Source organism: Streptomyces sp. NPDC001220, assembly GCF_053597895.1.
Genome location: NZ_JBSFJE010000002.1, coordinates 105456 through 127124, shown reverse-complemented (window position 1 = coordinate 127124; position 21669 = coordinate 105456). Strand labels below are relative to the sequence as shown.

At 71.0% G+C, this 21669-nt stretch carries 22 protein-coding genes; 12 read left to right on the top strand and 10 right to left on the bottom strand.

The window, feature by feature from the left end:
- Positions 1–76 precede the first annotated feature (76 nt).
- Positions 77–1252: a carbohydrate kinase family protein gene (locus ACWDGI_RS05175; RefSeq protein WP_450756473.1), complete on the top strand. Its 1176-nt coding sequence runs from the start codon at positions 77–79 to the stop codon at positions 1250–1252.
- Between the two features lie 58 nt (positions 1253–1310).
- Here the strand turns inward: ACWDGI_RS05175 and ACWDGI_RS05170 are convergent, their stop codons facing one another.
- Positions 1311–2000, bottom strand: a complete 690-nt coding sequence (locus ACWDGI_RS05170) for an FAD binding domain-containing protein (protein WP_450755516.1) — start codon at positions 1998–2000, stop codon at positions 1311–1313.
- Positions 2001–2251: 251 nt separating this feature from the next.
- Here ACWDGI_RS05170 and ACWDGI_RS05165 point away from each other — a divergent pair, with 251 nt between their 5' ends.
- From ACWDGI_RS05165 to ACWDGI_RS05130, 8 genes are all read left to right on the top strand, one after another.
- Positions 2252–3319, top strand: coding sequence for a PhoH family protein (locus ACWDGI_RS05165; protein WP_450755514.1), 1068 nt, complete (start codon positions 2252–2254; stop codon positions 3317–3319).
- Positions 3320–3333: 14 nt separating this feature from the next.
- On the top strand, positions 3334–3831 hold the full coding sequence (gene ybeY, locus ACWDGI_RS05160; RefSeq protein ID WP_351691360.1) for an rRNA maturation RNase YbeY: 498 nt from the start codon (positions 3334–3336) through the stop codon (positions 3829–3831).
- Positions 3832–3849: 18 nt separating this feature from the next.
- Positions 3850–5151: a hemolysin family protein gene (locus ACWDGI_RS05155; protein WP_450755512.1), complete on the top strand. Its 1302-nt coding sequence runs from the start codon at positions 3850–3852 to the stop codon at positions 5149–5151.
- Positions 5148–5507, top strand: coding sequence for an MmcQ/YjbR family DNA-binding protein (locus tag ACWDGI_RS05150; RefSeq protein ID WP_450755510.1), 360 nt, complete (start codon positions 5148–5150; stop codon positions 5505–5507). The genes ACWDGI_RS05155 and ACWDGI_RS05150 overlap by 4 nt, the downstream gene beginning before the upstream one ends.
- Positions 5508–5557: 50 nt before the next feature.
- The gene (locus ACWDGI_RS05145) at positions 5558–5908 is read left to right on the top strand and encodes a cytidine deaminase (RefSeq protein ID WP_450755508.1); all 351 of its coding nucleotides are present in this window, start codon (positions 5558–5560) and stop codon (positions 5906–5908) included.
- 445 nt (positions 5909–6353) lie between these two features.
- Complete coding sequence (locus ACWDGI_RS05140; RefSeq protein WP_450755506.1) at positions 6354–6821, top strand: hypothetical protein; 468 nt, start codon at positions 6354–6356, stop codon at positions 6819–6821.
- 154 nt (positions 6822–6975) lie between these two features.
- The gene (locus tag ACWDGI_RS05135; RefSeq protein WP_450755504.1) at positions 6976–8310 is read left to right on the top strand and encodes a beta-xylosidase; all 1335 of its coding nucleotides are present in this window, start codon (positions 6976–6978) and stop codon (positions 8308–8310) included.
- Between the two features lie 80 nt (positions 8311–8390).
- Positions 8391–9449: a WxL protein peptidoglycan domain-containing protein gene (locus ACWDGI_RS05130; protein ID WP_450755502.1), complete on the top strand. Its 1059-nt coding sequence runs from the start codon at positions 8391–8393 to the stop codon at positions 9447–9449.
- On the opposite strand, the gene ACWDGI_RS05125 is transcribed toward ACWDGI_RS05130, so the two are convergent.
- Both ACWDGI_RS05125 and ACWDGI_RS05120 read right to left on the bottom strand, forming a co-directional pair.
- Positions 9343–9681, bottom strand: coding sequence for a P-II family nitrogen regulator (locus ACWDGI_RS05125; RefSeq protein WP_450755500.1), 339 nt, complete (start codon positions 9679–9681; stop codon positions 9343–9345). The genes ACWDGI_RS05130 and ACWDGI_RS05125 overlap by 107 nt on opposite strands.
- Positions 9678–10988, bottom strand: a complete 1311-nt coding sequence (locus ACWDGI_RS05120) for an ammonium transporter (protein WP_450755498.1) — start codon at positions 10986–10988, stop codon at positions 9678–9680. Before ACWDGI_RS05120 ends, ACWDGI_RS05125 begins: the two co-directional genes overlap by 4 nt.
- Before the next feature lie 142 nt (positions 10989–11130).
- Here ACWDGI_RS05120 and era point away from each other — a divergent pair, with 142 nt between their 5' ends.
- Positions 11131–12099 carry a GTPase Era gene (gene era / locus ACWDGI_RS05115; RefSeq protein ID WP_450755496.1) on the top strand — a complete coding sequence of 323 codons (969 nt, stop codon included), beginning with the start codon at positions 11131–11133 and terminating at the stop codon, positions 12097–12099.
- Positions 12100–12163: 64 nt separating this feature from the next.
- On the opposite strand, the gene ACWDGI_RS05110 is transcribed toward era, so the two are convergent.
- The 3 genes from ACWDGI_RS05110 to ACWDGI_RS05100 all read right to left on the bottom strand — a co-directional run bounded on the left by ACWDGI_RS05110 (position 12164) and on the right by ACWDGI_RS05100 (position 14391).
- A complete protein-coding gene (locus ACWDGI_RS05110; RefSeq protein ID WP_450755494.1) occupies positions 12164–12463 on the bottom strand; it encodes a hypothetical protein in 300 nt (99 codons plus the stop codon).
- On the bottom strand, positions 12460–13272 hold the full coding sequence (locus ACWDGI_RS05105) for a hypothetical protein (protein ID WP_450755493.1): 813 nt from the start codon (positions 13270–13272) through the stop codon (positions 12460–12462). The genes ACWDGI_RS05110 and ACWDGI_RS05105 overlap by 4 nt, the downstream gene beginning before the upstream one ends.
- 270 nt (positions 13273–13542) lie before the next feature.
- On the bottom strand, positions 13543–14391 hold the full coding sequence (locus ACWDGI_RS05100) for a helix-turn-helix transcriptional regulator (protein ID WP_450755491.1): 849 nt from the start codon (positions 14389–14391) through the stop codon (positions 13543–13545).
- 149 nt (positions 14392–14540) lie between these two features.
- Here ACWDGI_RS05100 and ACWDGI_RS05095 point away from each other — a divergent pair, with 149 nt between their 5' ends.
- Entirely contained in the window at positions 14541–15398 is an 858-nt protein-coding gene (locus tag ACWDGI_RS05095) for an NAD-dependent epimerase/dehydratase family protein (RefSeq protein WP_450755489.1), read from the top strand.
- Between the two features lie 12 nt (positions 15399–15410).
- Here the strand turns inward: ACWDGI_RS05095 and ACWDGI_RS05090 are convergent, their stop codons facing one another.
- From ACWDGI_RS05090 to ACWDGI_RS05075, 4 genes are read right to left on the bottom strand one after another with little or no spacing between them, the layout of a single operon-like run.
- Positions 15411–16664 carry an MFS transporter gene (locus ACWDGI_RS05090; RefSeq protein ID WP_450755487.1) on the bottom strand — a complete coding sequence of 418 codons (1254 nt, stop codon included), beginning with the start codon at positions 16662–16664 and terminating at the stop codon, positions 15411–15413.
- Positions 16661–18052 carry a GH1 family beta-glucosidase gene (locus tag ACWDGI_RS05085; RefSeq protein WP_450755485.1) on the bottom strand — a complete coding sequence of 464 codons (1392 nt, stop codon included), beginning with the start codon at positions 18050–18052 and terminating at the stop codon, positions 16661–16663. The genes ACWDGI_RS05090 and ACWDGI_RS05085 overlap by 4 nt, the downstream gene beginning before the upstream one ends.
- A gap of 59 nt (positions 18053–18111) precedes the next feature.
- Positions 18112–18378, bottom strand: coding sequence for a protealysin inhibitor emfourin (locus ACWDGI_RS05080; protein ID WP_450755483.1), 267 nt, complete (start codon positions 18376–18378; stop codon positions 18112–18114).
- Between the two features lie 21 nt (positions 18379–18399).
- Complete coding sequence (locus ACWDGI_RS05075; RefSeq protein ID WP_450755481.1) at positions 18400–19485, bottom strand: M4 family metallopeptidase; 1086 nt, start codon at positions 19483–19485, stop codon at positions 18400–18402.
- A 319-nt stretch (positions 19486–19804) separates the two neighbouring features.
- Here ACWDGI_RS05075 and leuA point away from each other — a divergent pair, with 319 nt between their 5' ends.
- Complete coding sequence (gene leuA, locus ACWDGI_RS05070) at positions 19805–21526, top strand: 2-isopropylmalate synthase (protein ID WP_450755479.1); 1722 nt, start codon at positions 19805–19807, stop codon at positions 21524–21526.
- Positions 21527–21669 lie beyond the last annotated feature (143 nt).

Sequence of the window (21669 nt, the reverse complement as noted above, 5' to 3'; positions counted from 1 at the left end):
GTACGACGAGAGCCGTCGCCGCCGTCCCGGCATGGTGCAGACTGGCCGGATCCGCACCACGTCCAGGGAGCGCACCGTGACCGCGTCCAACGCGTTCGCCGGAGAGGAACCGGAGTACCTCGACGACGACAGAGGAGCAACGACCCCGCACTGCGCCGCGCAGGTCGACCCGCTGGCCGGCCTGCGCTCGCCGGACGATCCGCCCTGGGACGTCTACCTCACCGGCACCGTCTTCCTCGACATCATCTTCACCGGCCTGCACTCCGCCCCCGTGCGCGGCACCGAGTCCTGGGCCCGGGGCATGGGCTCCAGCCCCGGCGGCATCGCCAACATGGCCACCGCGCTCGCCCGGCTCGGCCTGAAGACCTCCCTCGCGGCGGCCTTCGGCGACGACCACTACGGCGAGTACTGCTGGGACGCCCTGGAGCAGGGCGAGGGCATCGACCTCTCCCCGTCGCGGACCGTGCGCGGCTGGCACTCGCCGGTCACCGTCTCCATGGCGTACGAGGGCGAGCGGACCATGGTCTCGCACGGCCACGAGCCGCCCGCCGACACGCTGTTCCGGCAGCAGAACGCCCCCGGCCACCCGGCCCACGCCCGCGCCGCCGTCGCCTCCCTCACGCCCGGCAAGCGCAACCCCTGGATCGCCAAGGCCGCCGCCGAGGGCACCCGGATCTTCGCCGACGTCGGCTGGGACGACACCGGCGCGTGGGACCTGGCGGGGCTCGCCGACCTCGAACACTGCGAGGCGTTCCTGCCGAACGCCGAGGAGGCGCGGCGGTACACCGGCGCGGACTGCCCGCGCGCCGCGGCCCATGCCCTCACCGAGTACGTGCCCCTCGCCGTCGTCACCCTCGGGGCGGAGGGGGCCTATGCCGTGGACGGGCGGACCGGGGAGTCCGCGGAGGTCCCGGCGATCGCCGTGGAGGCCCTCGACCCGACGGGTGCGGGTGATGTCTTCGTCGCCGGGTTCGTCACCGGCACGCTCGCCGACTGGCCACTGGCCGACCGCCTCGCCTTCGCGGGCCTCACGGCGGCGCTCTCCGTCCAGGAGTTCGGCGGCTCCCTGTCCGCGCCCGGCTGGTCGGAGATCGGGGCGTGGTGGCGCAAGGTCCAGTCGGTGCCGGGCCAGGACCGGGCGGCGCTGCGGCGCTACGCGTTCCTGGAGGGCCTGGTGCCGGAGGAGGACCAGGTGAGGCCGTGGCCCCTGCGGAGGGCGGTGCCGACGATCGGGTTCGGGCGCGCGGGGTGACTGCCGAGGTTGCGGGTGCGGGTGCCGCGGCCGACGACCGGTGGTCACCACCCCGAGGCTAACCTCCGAGCACCCCGGCGACCTGCTCCCGCAAAAGCTCCCGGCCCGGACCCGACACCCCGGCCAGCGCGCCGGCGAACAGCTCCTCCGCCCCGCCCCCCTCGGCGCCCACCCTCCCGCTGCTCAGCACATACCCCTCCCGTACCGCGACCCTCAGCACACCGTCCGTGTCCACGGCCGCCGCGGCGATCGTCGGTACCTCGCCGCCCCCCGGGTCCGCGACCTTCGCGTACGCCCCCTTCACCGGCTCCCGCCAGCGCAGCGCCAGCAGCACCGGCGCCTTCGCCTCCACCTCGGACAGGTCCACCTCGTCCACCCCGTCCGCCGTGAGCACCTCGGCCCACGCGTCCAGCACGATCGCCGCCGGCAGCAGATCCCGCAGGTTCGACCCGGCGATGTTCCCGCCCACCGTCGCCGTCCGGCGCACCGCCCCCGTGCCGACCCCCTTCGCCGCCTTCCGCAGCACCTCCGGAACCCGGTCGTCCACCTGGTGCAGAAGCACCGCACCCCCCAGCACGCCGTCCCCGATCGCCGTCGCTTCCGGCACCCTCCGCAGGGACACCGCCTGTTCCGGGAAGCCGTCCCGCTGCCAGACGGCCCAGACGAGGGTGGCACCGCCGACGGGTATCGCCCCCTCGGCCAGGCATTGACGGGCCTCGGACACCGACGTGGGCAGACGCAGCAGCACGGCTACCTGCTTTCTGAACGGACAGGTGGCGTGGGGCGGACGCGGCCCCCCGACCACGCGTGGCGGTGACGGCCCGGATTCTGCCCCGGCGCGCCGGAGCGCATGCAGGGCTCACGGCTGCAACGGGGGCGCCTTCCGCTGTGAAAAGGCCTACGGCGTTGTCAGCCCCGCGTCGTACGCTTGGTATCGCGAGGCCGCCCTCAGCTACGCGGCCGTGATGAGGAGGAACCGCAGGCCTTAAGCGCCGGCCCATGACTCAGACACCCACAGCTCACACTCCCGCGCAGCAGCAGGCCCGAGCTCAGTTCGAGGTTCCCGCCCAGCACCCGATGGTCACCGTGCTGGGATCCGGCGACTCCCTGCTGCGCGTGATCGAGAAGGCCTTCCCGGCGGCCGACATCCATGTCCGGGGCAATGAGATCAGCGCGGTCGGCGATGCCCGTGAAGTCGCCCTCATACAGCGCCTGTTCGACGAGATGATGCTGGTGCTCCGCACCGGACAGCCGATGACGGAGGACGCAGTGGAACGCTCGATCGCCATGTTGCGGGCGAGTGAGAACGGGGAGGGCCCGGAGGAGACCCCGGCCCAGGTTCTGACACAGAACATCCTGTCCTCGCGCGGCCGCACCATCCGCCCCAAGACCCTCAACCAGAAGCGGTACGTCGACGCGATCGACAAGCACACGATCGTCTTCGGCATCGGCCCCGCCGGTACCGGCAAGACCTACCTGGCCATGGCCAAGGCGGTGCAGGCCCTGCAGTCCAAGCAGGTCAACCGCATCATCCTGACCCGGCCGGCGGTCGAGGCCGGCGAGCGGCTCGGCTTCCTGCCGGGCACGCTCTACGAGAAGATCGACCCGTACCTGCGCCCGCTGTACGACGCGCTGCACGACATGCTCGACCCGGACTCGATCCCGCGCCTGATGGCGGCCGGAACGATCGAGGTGGCGCCGCTCGCCTACATGCGCGGCCGCACCCTCAACGACGCCTTCATCATTCTCGACGAGGCCCAGAACACCTCGCCCGAGCAGATGAAGATGTTCCTCACCCGGCTCGGCTTCGAGTCGAAGATCGTGATCACGGGCGACATCACCCAGGTCGACCTGCCCAACGGGACCAAGTCCGGTCTGCGCCAGGTGCAGGACATCCTGGAAGGCGTGGAAGATGTGCACTTCTCCCGCCTGACGTCCCACGATGTCGTACGGCACAAGCTGGTGGGCCGTATCGTCGACGCGTACGAGCAGTACGACAGCACGCACGGCACGGAGAACGGCTCGCATCAGGGCGGCCGCTCGAAGTCCGGGCACAAGGGGAAGTAGACAAGCACAGCGCCATGTCGATCGACGTCAACAACGAGTCGGGAACCGAGGTCGACGAGCAGGCGATCCTCGACATCGCCCGCTACGCCCTCGCACGGATGCGCATCCACCCGCTCTCCGAGCTCTCGGTGATCGTCGTGGACGCCGACGCCATGGAGCAGCTGCACATCCAGTGGATGGACCTGCCCGGGCCGACCGATGTCATGTCCTTCCCGATGGACGAGCTGCGGCCGCCGTCGAAGGACGAGGACGAGCCGCCGCAGGGGCTGCTCGGCGACATCGTGCTCTGCCCGGAGGTCGCCGCCAAGCAGGGTGCCGAGGCCGACACCCAGCACTCCATGGACGAGGAGCTCCAGTTGCTCACCGTCCATGGCGTGCTGCACCTGCTCGGCTACGACCACGAGGAGCCCGACGAGAAGGCCGAGATGTTCGGCCTGCAGGCGGCCATCGTGGACGGCTGGCGGGGGGAGAAGGGCCTGACCGGCCCCTCCCCGGCGCCGACGGTCTCCTAGCCGGGTGGTCGTCCACGTATGAGTCCGCAGATCGTCGCGGGAGCGATCGCCCTGGTCGTGGTGGCGTGGCTGGCCGCCTGCGCCGAGGCCGGTATCGCCCGCGTCTCCAGCTTCCGCGCCGAGGAGGCCGTGAAGTCCGGGCGGCGCGGCAGCGCCAAACTCGCCCAGATCGCCGCCGACCCCACCCGCTACCTCAATGTGGCGCTGCTGGTCCGCGTCGCCTGCGAGATGGCCGCCGCGGCCCTGGTGACCTACGCCTGCCTCCAGGAGATCCCGACCACCTGGGAGGCGCTGCTCGCCGCGATCGGCGTGATGGTGCTCGTGTCGTACGTCGCCGTCGGCGTCTCCCCGCGCACCATCGGCCGTCAGCACCCGCTGAACACGGCCACGGCCGCCGCCTACGTGCTGCTGCCGCTGGCCAGGATCATGGGCCCGATCCCGTATCTCCTGATCCTCATCGGAAACGCCCTCACCCCGGGCAAGGGCTTCCGGCGCGGCCCGTTCGCCTCCGAGGCCGAACTGCGCGCCCTGGTCGACCTCGCCGAGAAGGAGTCCCTGATCGAGGACGAGGAGCGCCGGATGGTGCACTCGGTCTTCGAACTCGGTGACACGCTCGTGCGCGAGGTCATGGTGCCGCGCACCGACCTGGTGGTCATCGAGCGGTACAAGACCATCCGCCAGGCCCTGACGCTGGCGTTGCGCTCGGGCTTCTCGCGCATCCCCGTCACCGGGGAGAGCGAGGACGACATAGTCGGCATCGTGTATCTCAAGGACCTGGTCCGCAAGACGCACATCAGCCGGGACGCCGAGTCCGACCTGGTCTCCACCGCCATGCGGCCCGCGTTCTTCGTGCCCGACACCAAGAACGCCGGCGACCTGCTGCGCGAGATGCAGAAGGAACGCAACCACGTCGCCGTCGTCATCGACGAGTACGGCGGCACCGCCGGGATCGTCACCATCGAGGACATCCTGGAGGAGATCGTCGGCGAGATCACCGACGAGTACGACCGGGAGCTCCCGCCGGTCACCGACCTCGGCGACGACCGCTACCGGGTCACCGCCCGCCTCGACATCACCGACCTCGGCGAGCTGTACGGGCTCGAGGAGTACGACGACGAGGACGTGGAGACCGTCGGCGGACTGCTCGCCAAGGCGCTCGGCCGGGTGCCCATCGCGGGCGCCGCCGCCCAGGTCGAACTCCCCGACGGACGGAAACTGGCCCTGACCGCGGAGGCCGCCGCCGGACGCCGGAACAAGATCGTGACGGTGCTGGTGGAGCCGGTGCCGGTGGCCCACGACCCCGAGGACGGGCCCGAGTGACCCCCGACCGGCTCCGCGCCTGCTGCCTCTCCTTCAACGCGGCGGAGGAGGACTTCCCGTTCAACCCGGACATCTCGGTCTTCAAGGTCCTCGGCAAGATGTTCGCGCTGAGCTGGATCGACGCCCGCCCGCTGAAGGTCAACCTCAAGTGCGATCCCGACGACGCGGTCCGGCTGCGCACCGACCACGAGGGGCTGATCATCCCCGGGTACCACATGAACAAGCGCCACTGGAACACCGTGACCGTGGACGGCGCCCTCCCCGACCGGCTGGTGGAAGAGCTGATCGAGGACTCGTACGACCTGGTCGTGGCCGGCCTGCCGAGAGCGGAGCGGCTGCGGCTCGACCGGGCGTGACGCGGTGGCCGGGGTGCCTGACCCGGTCAAGTTGTTCGTATGCTCGGGGCATGACCGAGAGCAGTGCGCTTGATCCCGAGGACCGCAAGATCGTCACCCTGGCCCGTTCGGCCCGGGCCCGCAACGGGGTGCCCGAAGGGGCGGCCGTACGGGACTCGACGGGGCGGACGTATGTGGCGGGGACGGTGGAGCTGGCCTCGCTGAAGCTGAGCGCGCTGCGGACGGCGGTGGCGATGGCGGTGGCGTCGGGGGCGGAGTCGCTGGAGGCGGCGGCGGTCGTGACGGTTGCCGACGGCGTTTCGGCCGAGGACCTTGCGGCGGTGCGGGATCTTGGGGGGCCGGGGACGCCGGTGCTGCTGGCGGGGCCGGACGGGGCGGTACGGCTGACCGTCTCCGCCTAGCTTTCCCGCCCACCTACCCACCCACCCGACTCGCTCCGCTGAGAAGCGAGGCGTTCTCTGACTCCGTCGGGGGAGGGGTGGAGTTGGTTGACTCGGGTGGGCGGGCGCTTGTGGACGGGTGCGCCGCCGTCGTGGTTGCTCGCGCAGTTCCCCGCGCCCCTGAAGGGGCGCCACGGCTGACGCCCCCGAAAGGGGCGCGGGGAACTGCGCGACCAGCCCCCACGCACCCGCAGTCATCCGCGCGCCGCCCCCCTCCCCGCAGTCGGCCAGATTTCAACCTTGTCGGTCCCTGTCTCTCGCGTATCAATGGGACCGTAAGTTCCGACGGGCCGTCAGATTCTGATGGTGCGTCAGATTCGGCCCCGCGGTGTGCCCGCATCCACCCGGACCGGGGTCGCCATCCCCACATGGCATTCCCACGCAACGGGAAGGGAGCCCGATCTCCATGAAACGCTTGACCACCGGTGCGGCACTCGCGGCGGGGGCCCTCGCCGCCACGGCGCTGGCCTTCGCCCCCTCGGCCGCCGCCGTCACCCCGACCACCGCCACCGTCACCGCCAGCTGCGGCATCTTCGGCGGCGGCGCGGCTACCCTCACCGCGACCCAGAGCGGTACCTCGGCCACCCTCACGCTCACCTCCAGCGCGATCACCACCCCGCTCGCCCTGTCGGCGAACTCCATCGCCTCCACGCTGACCATGGCCAACTCCACCGGCGGCAACGTGGTCTTCAGCGGCACCGTGAACCCGGCCATGGCGGCCGGCAGTGCCGTCACCGTCGGCCCGCTGCCCGGCACCGTCGCCTCCGGCGACAGCCTCGACTTCCACGGCGGCTCGCTGAAGATGGTCATCTTCGGCATCACCGTCACCTGTACGTCCAGCGCCGCCCAGTCCCCGGGCCCGTTCGTCTTCTGAGTCCGCTGACGGGTTCGTTCCGGATGCCGCAGAAGCTGATGAACCGTCAGGTTTCTGCGGCATCTCCATTGACTTCTCACGCGCCCTCCACATCAATGGCCCCCTGTCGGCGCAGAGGAGCCGCTGCGCCCGCAACCCTCAGGAGGGGGCTTCCATGGGTTCACCCCCAAGATCACGAAGATCCCGACGGTGGCGCTGGATCTCACTGTTCGGGGCGACCGCGCTCGCGGTCACGACGGGGGGCGCGCTGGCCTGTCCGGCCGGTGCCGCCGGGACGAACGTCGACTTCGCCACGCACTGCATCCCGCCCGCGGTCGCGGGCCTCCCGCCGATCGACGGCACCACCACCGCGAGCATCTCGGTGGACGACACCACCCCCAAGGTCGGCGACACGGTCACCGTGACCTACACCGTGGTCACGCCCGCCGCCAACAACCCCACCGCCCTCGCCCTGCCGGCCGACATCATGACGCCGACCGGGAAGGTCACCCTGGGCGGGGCGCAGAGCGGGGACGTCACGGTGACCGGGCCGAAGAAGAACGATCCGGTGCCCGGGTACGGGACCTTCCCGTCGTTCTCCATGACGGGGACGTTCACCGTCACCTCGCCGGGTGCCATCACCCTCTCGCCCGGCGACTACAACATCCACACCAGCTACATCCTGGAGCTGGACACCCCCTGCACGGTCACCAACCCGCCCGCCCCGGTGTCGGAGACCGTCACGGCGACCGACTCGACCCCGGTCAACAACCGTGCCATCAGCCTGAGTTCGGCCTCCGGGAACCCCGGTGACAGCGTGACCGTCAGCGGCCGGAACTTCACGCCGGGCGCGAGTGTGACGCTGGCCGGGCGGTCCGGGTCCAGCCAGACCGCGGACACGGCCACCGCGACCGCGGGTTCCGACGGCTCCTTCAGCGCCCCGCTCACCGTCAACGACAAGACGACGAGCGGGATCGTGGCGTACGAGGGCAGCGCGTGGAGCGACACGGCGGGGGCCGGTCCGGCCGCCTACGTCGTCAACGACACCACGCCGGTGCCGGCCGGAAGCCAGAAACTGACGACCACCGTCAAGGCGGGGACCCTGTCCATGTCCCAGGCCGGGGACTCCGTCGCGCTGTCGGCGGTCGACTTCGGTCAGGGCGGGGCGTCGACGGGCAGCCTGCAGACCGTCACCGTCAAGGACTTCCGCGGCGGCCCGGCCGGCTGGTCGCTCACCGGCAAGGTCACCGACTTCACCGGTCCCGGCGCCAAGATCGACGCCGGGAAGCTCAGCTGGACCCCGTCCTGCGCGACCAAGGCGGGCAGCCCGAGCACCTGCGCGGCCGGTTCCGCGGGCGCCGTCGGCGGTTCCGGAGCGACCCTCGCGTCGACCCCGGACTCCACCGTCACCGGCGGTGAGTTCACCGTCGGCGCCGGACTCTCCCTGGACGTACCGGCGTTCACGCCTCCGGGGTCGTACTCCGGAGTCCTGACCCTGACCCTCACCTGATCCAACTCCCCCGTGGCGACCGGGCCTGCATGAAAGACCCGGTCGTCACCCGACCCGCTTCCGACCGGGGGTCCGCACCCATGCGTCGCGTCAAGCCGTATGTCCTCCTCCTGAGTTTGCTCCTCGGACTCCTCTGCACGGCGGCTCCCGCGCACGCCGCCGACAACGGCAGCTGGTCCGTCTACCCGGTCGCCTCCAAGATCGCGGCGCGGCCGTACTTCTACCTCTCCCTCGACCCCGGGCAGACGATCACCGACAGGCTGGCCGTCGCCAACAAGACCGGCGAACCGCTCACCTTCCGGCTGTACGCGGCCGACGCCTACAACACCGCGCGGGACGGCGGGTTCGCCGTCCGCACGGTGAAGGAGAAGATGCGGGGCGTGGGGGCCTGGGCGAGCATCGCGAAGGCGCGGGTCACCGTGGCGCCGCACAGGACGGTCACCGTTGCCTTCACCCTGCGGGTGCCCCGGGGCGCCGAACCCGGTGACCATCCGGGGGCGATCGTGGCACTGGACGAGCGCGTCGATCCGGGGGCCGGCTCCCTCGCGCTCGGTGTGCAGCGGGCCGTCGGTGCCCGGGTCTATCTGCGGGTGAGCGGGCCGACGCTCCCGGCCGTCGCCGTCGAGCACGTGCACCTCACCCATCACCAGCCGCTGGTGCCCGGCCTCGGCGACAGCACGGCCACCGTCTCCTACACCCTGCACAACACGGGGAACGTGACGTTGAACCCCCGGGTGCGGCTGCGGGCCGAGGGGCTCTTCGGCCGTACGCTGCTCAGCCGCGACCTCACCGGCGTCCCCTCCGAGCTGCTGCCGGGGGAGCGGGTGCGGCTCACCGCGCCCTGGCGGGACGCGCCCCAACTCGACTGGGGCGACGTGACGTTGACGGCCAGCGCGACCGGCACCAGGGAGTCGGCGAGCACGTCGTTCCTCGCGCTGCCGTGGCTCGTGGTGGGGCTGGCCTTCGTCGCCGGGGTGGCGGGCGGCGTGCTGCTCGCCCGGGCCCGCCGGGGCCGTGGTCTGCCGCGGCTGCTCAGAGGGCGTCGGGGCCGCGCTCGCCCGTCCGCACCCGTACGACCGTCTCCACCGGCAGTGCCCACACCTTCCCGTCCCCGATCTTCCCCGTCCGCGCGGCCTTGACGATCGCCTCGATCGCCGGCTCGGAGTCGGCGTCCTCGACGACGACCTCGATCCGGACCTTGGGGACCAGGTCGACCTGGTACTCGGCACCGCGGTACACCTCGGTGTGGCCGCGCTGCCGGCCGTACCCGCTGGCCTCGGTCACGGTCAGGCCGTGCACCCCGATCTCCTGGAGAGCGGTCTTCACCGCCTCGAGACGGTAGGGCTTGACGATCGCGGTGACGAGCTTCATGGGCGGGTCTTGACCTTCTGGGCGGAGGGGAGGACGGACGCGCTGACCGGGGCGCCGTGGCCCAGGACCCCGTGATCGTAAGCCGTCTCGGCGTGCACCGTAAGGTCCAGGCCGGTGTGCTCCTGCTCCTCGCTCGCCCGGAAGCCCAGCGTCCTGTCCAGCAGCTTGCCGAGGCCGTACGTCACGGTGAAGGCGTACGCCGCCACGGCCGCCACCGCCACCGCCTGCCTGCCGAGCTGGGCGAGCCCGCCGCCGTAGAAGAGGCCCTCGGCGCCGCCGGTCATGGCCCGCTCCGCGAACAGGCCGATGAGGAGGGTGCCGATGACTCCGCCGACCAGGTGAACGCCGACGACGTCGAGCGAGTCGTCGTAGTTCAGCCGGAACTTCCAGGAGACCGCGTACGAGCAGACCACGCCCGCGGCGAGACCGACGACCAGCGCGCCGAGCAGCGAGACCGAGCCGCAGGACGGGGTGATCGCGACCAGGCCGGCGACGGCGCCGGAGGCCGCGCCCAGGGTGGTGGGGTGGCCGTCCCGCTTCTGCTCGACGAAGAGCCAGCCCAGCAGGCCCGTGCAGCCGGCGGCCATGGTGTTGAGGAAGGCGGCGGCCGCGAGACCGTTGGCGCCGAGCGCGCTGCCCGCGTTGAAGCCGAACCAGCCGAACCAGAGCAGGCCGGCGCCCAGGATGACCATCGGGAGGTTGTGCGGGCGCATCGCGTCCTTCTTGAACCCGAGCCGCGGGCCCAGGACCAGGCACAGGGCCAGGCCGGAGGCGCCGGAGGTGATCTCGACGGGCAGGCCGCCGGCGAAGTCCAGGGCGCCGAGGTGCCGCACGATCCAGCCACCCGGGCCCCACACCCAGTGCGCCACCGGAACGTATACCAGCAGCGCCCACACCGGCACGAACACCAGCCACGCCCCGAACCGCGCCCGGTCCGCGACCGCACCGCTGATCAGCGCGGCCGTGATGATCGCGAAGGTGAGCTGGAAGGTGGCGAAGAGGAGGGTGGGGACGGTGCCCTGCACGCTGTCCGGCCCGATCCCGTGCATCCCGGCGTGCCGCAGCCCGCCCACGAGTCCCGCCCCGACGTCCTCCCCGAAGGCCAGCGAGTACCCGCCCGCCAGCCACACCACCGTCACCAGCGCGATCGACACGAAGCTCATCATCAGCATGTTGAGGACGCTCTTCGTGCGGACCATGCCGCCGTAGAACAGGGCCAGGCCCGGGGTCATCAGCAGGACCAGGGCGGTGGCGGCGAGCAGCCAGGCGGTGTCGCCGGTGTCGGCGTGCGCGGCGGAGAGGATCACGGGCGTCTCCAACGTCGTGGGGGCTCGTCAGAGATTCACCGGAACGCGTTTCCGGCCGCGTACGGACGTGTTTCCGTGACGTTTCGTTGCCGCTGGGTTACCGAAATCTCACGGTGCGGCGGGGTCTCGTGGATCAGGGAGAATGGGGGCCATGAGCGTTCGCAGCCAGTCCACCGAGCCGTCGGAATCGCCGGAGGCCGCCCACCGGGCGGGCTTCGCCTGTTTCGTCGGGCGCCCCAACGCGGGCAAGTCCACCCTCACGAACGCTCTGGTCGGGCAGAAGGTGGCGATCACCGCGAACCAGCCGCAGACCACGCGGCACACGGTACGCGGCATCGTGCACCGGCCGGACGCGCAGCTGATCCTGGTCGACACCCCGGGCCTGCACAAGCCGCGCACGCTGCTCGGCGAGCGCCTCAACGACGTGGTCCGCACCACCTGGGCCGAGGTCGACGTGATCGGCTTCTGCCTGCCGGCGAACGAGAAGATCGGCCCCGGTGACCGCTTCATCGCCAAGGAACTGGCCGGGATCCGCAAGACCCCGAAGATCGCGGTCGTCACCAAGACCGACCTGGTCGACTCCAAGACCCTCGCCGAGCAGCTGATCGCCATCGACCAGCTGGGCAAGGAGCTGGGCTTCGAGTGGGCCGAGATCGTGCCGGTGTCGGCGGTCGGTGACCAGCAGGTGAGCCTGCTGGCCGACCTCCTCGTCCCGCTCCTGCCCGAGGGCCCGGCCCTCTACCCCGAGGGCGACCTCACGGACGAGCCCGAGCAGGTCATGATCGCGGAACTGATCCGTGAGGCGGCCCTGGAGGGCGTCCGCGACGAACTGCCGCACTCCATCGCCGTCGTCGTCGAGGAGATGCTCCCCCGCCCGGACCGCCCCGCCGACAAGCCCCTCCTGGACATCCACGCCAACCTCTACATCGAGCGCCCCAGCCAGAAGGGCATCGTCATCGGCCCCAAGGGCACGCGCCTGAAGGAGGTCGGCATCAAGTCACGCAAGCAGATCGAGGCACTGCTCGGCACGCCGGTCTTCCTGGACCTGCACGTGAAGGTGGCGAAGGACTGGCAGCGGGATCCGAAGCAGTTGCGGCGGCTGGGGTTCTGAGGGCGGCGGGGGGCGGGCGCGGGAACCCCCGCGCCACGGACGGAGGCAGGGTCTCCGGGCCCGGTCACGCCTCCCAGAAAGGGGCGCCGACCCGGATCCGGATCTGCCGGTCGCGGTCCACGTGCATGGCCACGGTCCCCTCCACGGTCTCCCCGACCTCGGGGAGCGGCGCGGGCGGCGCCTCCGGGTCGTTGATCGTGCCGTCGGGGTTGTACGACAGGAGGTCGACGAATCCGTTGACCCCCGGGGCGTCGTCGAGTTCGAGGAACACCCCGAACGGGAACCGGTCCTTCACCCTGCCCCTGGCGGCACCCCCCAGGGGGTAACGCCGCTTCGCCGCTTCCCACATCTCTTCACCGCTCACCTGTGCCGCACCCTCGGATATTGATTCAGATCTTCGACGACGTTGTTCGGTATTTCCAGTTCCTTTTCCGGTCCGCCTTCGTAGTTCCGCTCGTACTTCTCGTACTTGGCGGCGTACTCGGATTTCGGAATCTTTATCTCTATGACGCCCTCACCGTAGGATTTCGCATATTTCTCGGCAACGTGCCGCTCCTTCGCGAAGTGCACCCTACCGTTGGGGTAGCTGTAGTCGGGGGCGTCCGGATCGCCGGGGAAGTCGGCCTCACGGTATCCGTATTTCTCCTGCTGCTCGCCCAGTTTCCGCCCTGGCGCCTTGAAGATGGACTGTGTGCATTCCTCCGGGGAGAGCCCCAGATGGTCGCTCCATGTGTCGGGGTTGGTGACGTAGGCCATCGGGTTGGGGGCCCGGATTCCGGGTCGAAGTACTGACCGGGAAAACGCAGCGGAGTGGTGCGTGTATGTCACCGTGCGGCCGTCGAAGTCCGTCTCCGACACGAGGCGGTCTGCCTGGTCGTAGGCATAACTCCATGTCATGCCGAGGGGGTTGACGACGCCGGTGAGGCGCAGCGAGGAGTCGTAGGCGAACTCGTGCCGGGTGCCGTCGGGAGCGATGCGTGCCGTGAGCAGGTCGAAGTGCGTGTACTCGAAACGGGAGAGGTGACCGGACCGGTCCGTGTGCGAGGTGCAGTTGCCCTCACCGTCGTAGGTCCAGGTCTCGGCCGCGCCGTCCGCCGCGGCCCGCCGGAGCAGCTTGCCTTCCGGGGACCAGGTGAAGCGGGTGGAGTGCCCCGCCTCGTCGACGATCTCCACGGGCCGTCCCACGACGTCGCGGGTCCAGACCACCTCGGCGCCGACGGCGTCCGTGATCCGCAGGGGCAGCCCCGCGGCATCGCACTCGACGGTGGTCGTGTGTCCGAGAGCGTCGACGACCGCGGCGAGATGTCCCGTCTGCGTGTAGACGGCCCGGTCGGCTGCGCCCGTCGGATCGATGATCGCCGTGCAGTTGCCCCGTTCGTCGTACGTGTAGCGCCACGAGGCGCCATCCGGCAGCTCGACGACCGTGGCCAGGTATCGGGTGGGTCAAGTGCGGCTCGGTGTCATGTCCTGCAGGCCCACCACCCGTAGCAGTTGCAGGCGTTCGTGGGAGTCCGTGCCCGGGCGGGCCGTGTGGATGACGAGTTGCTGGTGGGTGTCGGCGTTGAGGAGGACCTCGCAGTCCAGTTCCAGGAGGCCGACCGTGGGGTGCAGGAAGCGCTTGGTGGTCGCGCGCCGCACCGACACCTCGTGTTCGGCCCAGAGGCGGGCGAACTCGTCGCTGCCCGCGAGGAGTTCCGCGACGAGGGCGGCGGGGACCGGGTCGGCGGGGCGGCCCGCGGCCACCGCCCGGAGGCCCGCGACGTGGTCCCGGGTGTGTGCCGGGCGGTCCTCCGGCGGGAACAGGTCGCGGGCCGAAGGGTCCAGGAAGTAGCGGCGGAGCAGGTTGCGTTCGCGCGGCGGCCGGGCCAGGACGTCGCCGCTCAGCGCCCGCGACAGCGCGTTCTGGGCCAGGACCTCGCCGTAGTCGGTCGTCACCAGCGCCGGGGTGTCGTGCAGCCGGTCCAGGACCAGGAGGAGGCCGGGACGGACGTGGGTGCTCGTCGCCTCCCGGCGCGGCGGTTCTTCGCCGGCCAGGTGGAACAGGTGATCGCGTTCGTCCTCCGTCAGGCGCAGCGCGCGGGCCATCGCCGTCAGCATCTGGCGGGAGGGGCGCGGGCCCCGGGACTGTTCGAGGCGGGTGTAGTAGTCCGCCGACATGCCTGCCAGGGACGCCACCTCCTCGCGGCGCAGGCCGGGGGTGCGGCGGCGGGCGCCGGGGGCCAGGCCCACGTCGGCGGGGTCCAGGCGGGTGCGGGCGTGGCGCAGGAAGTCGGCCAGTTCGGGGCGGTTCACCCCTCCAGGGTGGCCCGGGGCGCCCGGCTTATCCAGGGAGTGCCGATCCCCTGATCGGGAGGTCTCTCCCGGCCGTCTCCGAGGAGGCCGAGGCTGGTGGCACCGGCGCGAAGGAAGCGCAGGAAGCGCTAGAGGCGAAGGAGAAGACCGTGATCACTCTTGTCACCGGTACGACGGGGCAGGTCGGACGGCGGTTCGTGCCGCGGCTGCTCACCCAGACCCGGCCCGGGGAGCAGGTGCGGGTGCTCGTGCGGGACGCGGCCCGTGGGGAGCCGTTCGCCGGGCTGGGCGCCGAGGTCGTCGTCGGGGACCTGCGGGACGAGGAGGCGCTCGGCAAGGCCGTCGCCGGGGTGGACGCCGTCGTGAACGTCGCGGCCTCCTTCCGCGGGGTGCCCGACGAGGAGGCCTGGGCCGTCAACCGGGACGCGGCGGTGGCCCTGGGGAGGGCCGCGGTCTCGGCCGGCGTACGACGGTTCGTGCAGGTCAGCACCGGGAACGTGTACGGCATCGGGCGCGGCCGTCCGCTCACCGAGGACGACGAGAGCCGGCCCGGCGGTGAGCTGTGGGGTGCGTACGCGGAGTCCAAGGCGGTCGCGGAGCGGGAACTGCTCGCGCTGGAGGGCGGGATGGAGGTGCGGATCGGGCGGCTGCCGTTCGTCTACGGCGAAGGAGACCCTCACCTCGTCGACGTCCTGCGCTGGGCCGCGAACTGGGCGCCCGCCCAGCGGCTCCAGATGGCCCACCACGCGGATGTCGGCCAGGGCCTGATGCGTCTGCTGTACGCCCCGGCGGTGAACGGCCCGCTCTACAACATCGCCGACGACGCCCCCGTCACGACCGTGGAGCTGTACCGGCTCAACGGCCTTGACGTGCCCGCGGACCTGCACACCCACACCGACCCCGATCCCTGGTTCGGGATCATGTCCAACCAGAAGATCCGCCGGGACCTCGGCTTCCGGCCGATCCACCCGACCGTCTGGACCGCCCGCGACGCCGGAGCCCTGTGAGCGGCCGAGCGGCTAGTCGACTCCCCGGATCCGCCCCACCAGGCCCGCCCCCGCCAGTCCGATCACCGCCGCCGCCAGGTAGAGCACCCGGTAGCCGCCCAGGTACGTCACGATCGGTGCGGCGAGGGCGGGTGCCGCCACCTGGGGCAGGGCGTTGGCCACGTTGATGACGCCGAGGTCCTTGCCGCGGTCCAGGGCCTTCGGCAGGACGTCCGTCATCAGGGCGAAGTCGACCGAGGTGAACACGCCGAAGCCGATGCCCAGGAAGGCCGCCGCGACGATCGCCCCCGGCCAGGTCTGCCATGCCGCCAGCAGCGCCGTCGCCGCCGCCATCAGCATCCCCGACCAGACCACGAACGGCTTGCGCCGCCCCACCCGGTCCGACCAGACCCCGCCGACCACGACCGTCGCCATCAGCGTCAGCCCGTTCACCGCCGTCAGGATCAGCACACCCTGGTCGGGGTCGGAGTAGTGGAGGCGGTCGCGGAGGTAGTAGAGCAGGTACAGCAGGACCAGGGCGTTGCTGAGGTTGATCAGGAACCGGGTCAGCCACGCCCAGCCCAGGTCGGGGTACCGGCGCGGGCTCAGCCAGAACCCGGCGAGAAAGGCCCGCCAGGACCAGGGCGGCCGGTCCTCCGGGGCCAGCCGCAGATCCTGGTACCGGAGCACGTAGGGCAGCACGCCGGCCGTCGTGAACACCGCGCACGCCACATAGCCCGCCCCGACGCCCCCGGCGGCCGTCGCCAGCCCCGTGCCGCCGACCACCCCGAGGATCTGGGCGGCTCCCAGCCAGCCGCCCACCGAACCCCGCTGGCTCCTCGGCACCCGGTCCGGCACGGCCGCCGTGACGGCCGCGAAGGCCGCGTTCAGCGTCAGCTGGACCAGGCACCAGCCCAGCATCATCGTCCCCATGCCGCCGGCGCCCGCGAGCAGCAGCAGCGACAGCGCCCCGCCCGCCGTGCCGGCGACGATCCACGGCGTACGGCGGCCCCAGCGGGACGCCGTACGGTCCGACAGCGCGCCGAAGACCGGGTTCGCAGCCAGCGACACCACCGCGCCCACGGCGGTCACCCACGCCAGCATCGTCTCCTTGGACATCCCGGAGCCGGGTGCGAAGTCCTTGGCCTGGGAGGCCAGGAGGATCTGCAGGGGGCCGTACCAGCCCACCCAGATCGCCCCGTTGGCGAGGGAGAGCGCCGACGTCCAGCCCCGGCCGACCTTCTCGGCCGGTTCCGCCAGCGCGGCCGGCGCCCCCGTCGTCGTCATCCCCGCGCCTGGGATCTCTGCGCCCGGGACCCCTGCGCCTGGCTCTTCTGTGCCCGGAGCAGGTCCCGGAACCAGCCGTACGACGACTTCGGCGTCCGTACCTGGGTGTCGTAGTCCACGTGGACCAGGCCGAAGCGGCGCGCGTACCCCTCCGCCCACTCGAAGTTGTCCAGCAGCGACCAGACGAAGTAGCCGCGCACGTCCACGCCGGCCTCCGCCGCCCGGTGCAGCGCCCGGATGTGACCGTCCAGGTAGGCGATACGCGCCTGGTCGTCGACGCCCTCGTAGGAGCAGCCGTTCTCGGTGATGACGATCGGCGGGAGCCGGTCGCCGTAGCGGTCCCGGAATCCGGTGAGGAGTTCCGTCAGGCCCTCCGGGACCACCGGCCAGCCGAAGTCCGTGACCGGCACGTCCTCGATGTCCTGGACGGAGAAGGGGAGTTCGGCGGGAAGGGTGAGTCCGCCGAACTCGATCTCGGTGCCCTGCGGGGCGCCCACCTTCGTCGGGGCGTAGTAGTTGACGCCGTACCAGTCGAGCGGCTCGGAGATCACCTTCAGGTCCGCGGCGACGTCGCCCGGCATCAGGTCGCCCATGCCCTCCGGGTACTCGCCCAGCAGAACGGGTTCCGCGAACAGGCGGTTGAGGAGGAGGTCGTAGAAGCCGGCCGCCTCCAGGTCCGGTTGCTCCCGGGAGGCCGGCCAGGTGGGGCCGTGGGAGTTGGCGATGCCGATGTCGGCGGCGCCCGCCGCGCGCAGCGCCCGTACGGCCAGGCCGTGGGCGAGGAGCTGGTGGTGGGCGACCGGGAGCGCGTCGAACATCAGCTGCTCGCCGGGGGCGTGGGCGCCCAGGGCGTGGCCGAACAGGGTGTGTTCGGCGGGCTCGTTGAGGGTGATCCACTTCTGCACCCGGTCCCCGAGCCGGTCCGCGACCGTGGAGACGTGGTCGGCGAACCGGGCGGCGGTGTCCCGCTCCAGCCAGCCGCCCGCCTCTTGCAGAGCTGTCGGCAGGTCCCAGTGGAAGAGGGTGGGGACCGGTCGTACGCCCGCCGCGCACAGCTCGTCCACGAGGCGGTCGTAGAAGTCCAGGCCGCCCGCCGAGCGCACCCGCGGCCAGGAGACCGAGAAGCGGTACGCGTCCACGCCGAGGCCGGCCAGCAGGACCACGTCCTCGCGGTGGCGGTGGTAGTGGTCGCAGGCCACCGCCGCCGTCGAGCCGTCCTTGATCCGGCCCGGCTCGGCCGAGAACACGTCCCACACGGAGGGCTCGCGCTCGTCGGCCGCGCCCTCGATCTGGTGGGCCGAGGTCGACACACCCCACAGGAAGTCGTCGGGGAAACCGGGGAAACGGGGTATCGGACGGTCCGCGTCAGTCGCCATGGCCGGGATCATCCTTACCAGCAGTAACAGAAGTCAACGTCCGGACGTGAACTACCCGTTACCGGTGCCGGTTAGGCGCCCTCCTTCAACACCCTTGAGATCAGCTCCCGTTGCTCGGAGGTCAGCCGCGGATCGGCCGCGTACACCGTCCGCCCGTCCACCGTGATCCGGTACGCGAACCCGTCCGGCACCCCGGGCGGCGGCGTGCCCTGGCCGGCCGCGAGCGCGTGCTCGGCCAGGGCCTGCCACTCATGGGCGTCGGGCCGCCCCGAGGTGTCCACCTCGGCCCGCCGCTCGATGCCCGCGAACCCACCCGTACGCCTCACCTGAATACGCATGGGTCCCTGTGTAGTACGGGATCAGCCGGTCTGCACACCCACCTGGGCCCACGCCTTGAGAACCGCCTCGGTCTCCTCGCCCTCCTCGAAGCGGGCCTTGGCCGCCGCCACGGTGAGCTTCGCGAAGTCCGTGAAGCGGGCGTCCGACCCCAGTTCGCCGCCGGTGAGCACGTCGTACCAGATCCACCCGGCCCGCTCCCAGGCGTTGCCGCCGAGGGCGGTGGCGAGCAGGTAGAAGGCGTGGTTGGGAATGCCGGAGTTGATGTGCACCCCGCCGTTGTCCCGGTTGGTCCTGACGTACCCCGCCATGGTCGCGGGCTGCGGGTCCTTGCCGAGGCGGGGGTCGTCGTACGCGGTACCCGGGGCCTTCATCGAGCGCAGGGCCACCCCGCGCACGCCCGGGGCGAGCAGGCCCTCGCCGATCAGCCAGTCCGCCTGGTCGGCGCTCTGGCCGAGGGAGTACTGCTTGATCAGCGAGCCGAAGACGTCCGAGACCGACTCGTTGAGGGCGCCGGACTGGCCGTAGTACTCCAGGTTGGCCGTGTACTGGGTGACGCCGTGCGTGAGCTCGTGGCCGATGACGTCGACGGAGCTGGTGAAGTCGGTGAAGATCTGGCCGTCGCCGTCGCCGAACACCATCTGCTCGCCGTTCCAGAAGGCGTTGTCGTAGTCGCGGTCGTAGTGCACGCTCGCGTCGAGCGCGAGTCCGTTGCCGTCGATGGAGTCGCGCTCGTACGCCTTCAGGTAGAGGTCGAAGGTGGCGCCGAGGCCGGCGTAGGCGCGGTTGACGCTGGCGTCCTGGCCGGGCTCGGAGCCCTCCTCGCGGACCTTGGTGCCGGGCAGGTCGGTGCCGTGCCCGGCGTCGTAGACGGTGCGGCGCGGCGCGCTGTCCGGGGCCGCCGGGGCGGCGACGGCGGTGAGGGTGCGCACGGCGGTGACCCGGCGGCGGGTGCGGGCCGCGGAGTCGTGCTGCAGGGTGCGCAGCGCGGAGTCGGCGAGCGCGCCGTCCTCGTGCTGGGCGAGCTGGTCGAGGATGTGCGGCGGCACGATCCCGCAGAAAACGGGCGTGCGGCGGATGACGGGCTCAGAGCCCCCGTTGGTCGTCATGCACCGCACCCTCGCACTGAGTCACTCGACTGTCACTACTCGCAACCATGATTGGTGAAATACCGCGACAATTGATGACCCTGTGTGAGGGGGAGTGGTATGGCGCACGTTTTGTCCTGTTCGTCCCCACGGTCCCGCATACTGATACGGCGCCCCGCGTTCGAAGGGGCTCGACTAGCATGCGGAGCATCATGCGTTTCGGGCTGCTTCTTCTTAGCTGCCGCGGCGAGGGCCTGTAGTCCAGGTCGACTCCCTCCCCGCGGAGCTTCGTGTTGCGTCGTCGGCCGTCCTTCCGGACATCCTGAGGAGCCCCGCGATCATGGCGAACCGCCAGCAGCCCACCACCATGCCGATCCACAAGTACGGCCGCTACGAGCAGGTCGACATCCCGGACCGCACCTGGCCCCAGCAGCGCATCACCGCCGCTCCCCGCTGGCTCTCCACCGACCTGCGCGACGGCAACCAGTCCCTGATCGACCCGATGTCGCCCGAGCGCAAGCGCCGGATGTTCGACCAGCTGGTGAAGATGGGCTACAAGGAGATCGAGGTCGGCTTCCCCGCCTCCGGCCAGACCGACTTCGACTTCGTACGCTCGATCATCGAGGAAGAGGGCGCGATCCCCGACGACGTCACGATCTCCGTGCTGACCCAGGCCCGCGAGGACCTGATCGAGCGGACCGTGGAGTCGCTGAAGGGCGCCCGGCGGGCCACCGTGCACCTGTACAACGCCACGGCGCCGGTCTTCCGGCGGGTGGTGTTCCGCGGCTCCAAGGACGACATCAGGCAGATCGCCGTCGACGGCACCCGCCTGGTGATGGAGTACGCCGAGAAGCTGCTGGGCCCGGAGACGGAGTTCGGCTACCAGTACTCCCCGGAGATCTTCACCGACACCGAGCTGGACTTCGCGCTGGAGGTCTGCGAGGCGGTCATGGACGTCTACCAGCCGGGTCCGGGCCGCGAGATCATCCTCAACCTGCCGGCCACCGTGGAGCGTTCGACGCCGTCGACGCACGCGGACCGCTTCGAGTGGATGCACCGCAACCTCTCCCGCCGTGAGCACGTCGTGCTGTCCGTCCACCCGCACAACGACCGCGGTACGGCCGTCGCCGCCGCCGAGCTGGCGCTGATGGCCGGCGCCGACCGGGTCGAGGGCTGCCTGTTCGGGCAGGGCGAGCGCACCGGCAACGTCGACCTGGTCACCCTGGGCATGAACCTGTTCTCGCAGGGCGTCGACCCGCAGATCGACTTCTCCGACATCGACGAGATCCGTCGTACGTGGGAGTACTGCAACCAGATGGAGGTCCACCCGCGCCACCCGTACGTGGGCGACCTGGTCTACACGTCCTTCTCCGGCTCCCACCAGGACGCCATCAAGAAGGGCTTCGACGCCATGGAGGCCGACGCGGCCGCGAAGGGCGTCACCGTCGACGACATCGAGTGGGCCGTGCCGTACCTGCCGATCGACCCGAAGGACGTCGGCCGCTCCTACGAGGCGGTCATCCGGGTCAACTCGCAGTCCGGCAAGGGCGGTGTCGCCTACGTCCTGAAGAACGACCACAAGCTGGACCTGCCGCGCCGGATGCAGATCGAGTTCTCCAAGCTCATCCAGGCGAAGACGGACGCCGAGGGCGGCGAGGTCACCGGCTCCGCCATCTGGGCGGTCTTCCAGGACGAGTACCTGCCGAACCCGGAGAACCCCTGGGGCCGTGTCCAGGTGAAGACGGGTCAGTCGACCACCGACACCGACGGGGTGGACACCCTCACCGTCGAGGCCACCGTCGACGGCGAGGACACCGTCCTGACCGGCTCGGGCAACGGCCCGATCTCCGCGTTCTTCGACGCGCTGCAGGGGCTGGGGATCGACGTGCGGCTCCTGGACTACCAGGAGCACACGATGAGCGAGGGTGCCTCCGCGCAGGCCGCCTCCTACATCGAGTGCGCGATCGGCGACAAGGTTCTGTGGGGGATCGGCATCGACGCGAACACGACGCGTGCGTCGCTGAAGGCGGTCGTGTCCGCCGTCAACCGAGCGACGCGATAACCGCTCTGACCGGCGGTTTAGGGGCCCTGATCGTGCAGTACGGCGATCAGGGTCCCGTCGTATACCGGCCATCCGGCCGTGGAGGTCACGGAAAGGTCTCGTACGGGGTACTGACTCCACCTCACCGATGTGGCTAACATCAC

Excerpts from the sequence above, each read along its gene's own strand:
- ACWDGI_RS05165 (WP_450755514.1), top strand. The coding sequence starts at position 2,252 with ATGACTCAGACACCCACAGCTCACACTCCCGCGCAGCAGCAGGCCCGA.
- ybeY (WP_351691360.1), top strand. The coding sequence starts at position 3,334 with ATGTCGATCGACGTCAACAACGAGTCGGGAACCGAGGTCGACGAGCAG.
- ACWDGI_RS05155 (WP_450755512.1), top strand. The coding sequence starts at position 3,850 with ATGAGTCCGCAGATCGTCGCGGGAGCGATCGCCCTGGTCGTGGTGGCG.
- ACWDGI_RS05145 (WP_450755508.1), top strand. The coding sequence starts at position 5,558 with ATGACCGAGAGCAGTGCGCTTGATCCCGAGGACCGCAAGATCGTCACC.
- ACWDGI_RS05140 (WP_450755506.1), top strand. The coding sequence starts at position 6,354 with ATGAAACGCTTGACCACCGGTGCGGCACTCGCGGCGGGGGCCCTCGCC.
- ACWDGI_RS05135 (WP_450755504.1), top strand. The coding sequence starts at position 6,976 with ATGGGTTCACCCCCAAGATCACGAAGATCCCGACGGTGGCGCTGGATC.
- ACWDGI_RS05130 (WP_450755502.1), top strand. The coding sequence starts at position 8,391 with ATGCGTCGCGTCAAGCCGTATGTCCTCCTCCTGAGTTTGCTCCTCGGA.
- ACWDGI_RS05125 (WP_450755500.1), bottom strand. The coding sequence starts at position 9,681 with ATGAAGCTCGTCACCGCGATCGTCAAGCCCTACCGTCTCGAGGCGGTG.
- era (WP_450755496.1), top strand. The coding sequence starts at position 11,131 with ATGGGGGCCATGAGCGTTCGCAGCCAGTCCACCGAGCCGTCGGAATCG.
- ACWDGI_RS05090 (WP_450755487.1), bottom strand. The coding sequence starts at position 16,664 with ATGACGACGACGGGGGCGCCGGCCGCGCTGGCGGAACCGGCCGAGAAG.
- ACWDGI_RS05085 (WP_450755485.1), bottom strand. The coding sequence starts at position 18,052 with ATGATCCCGGCCATGGCGACTGACGCGGACCGTCCGATACCCCGTTTC.
- ACWDGI_RS05080 (WP_450755483.1), bottom strand. The coding sequence starts at position 18,378 with ATGCGTATTCAGGTGAGGCGTACGGGTGGGTTCGCGGGCATCGAGCGG.
- ACWDGI_RS05075 (WP_450755481.1), bottom strand. The coding sequence starts at position 19,485 with ATGACGACCAACGGGGGCTCTGAGCCCGTCATCCGCCGCACGCCCGTT.
- leuA (WP_450755479.1), top strand. The coding sequence starts at position 19,805 with ATGGCGAACCGCCAGCAGCCCACCACCATGCCGATCCACAAGTACGGC.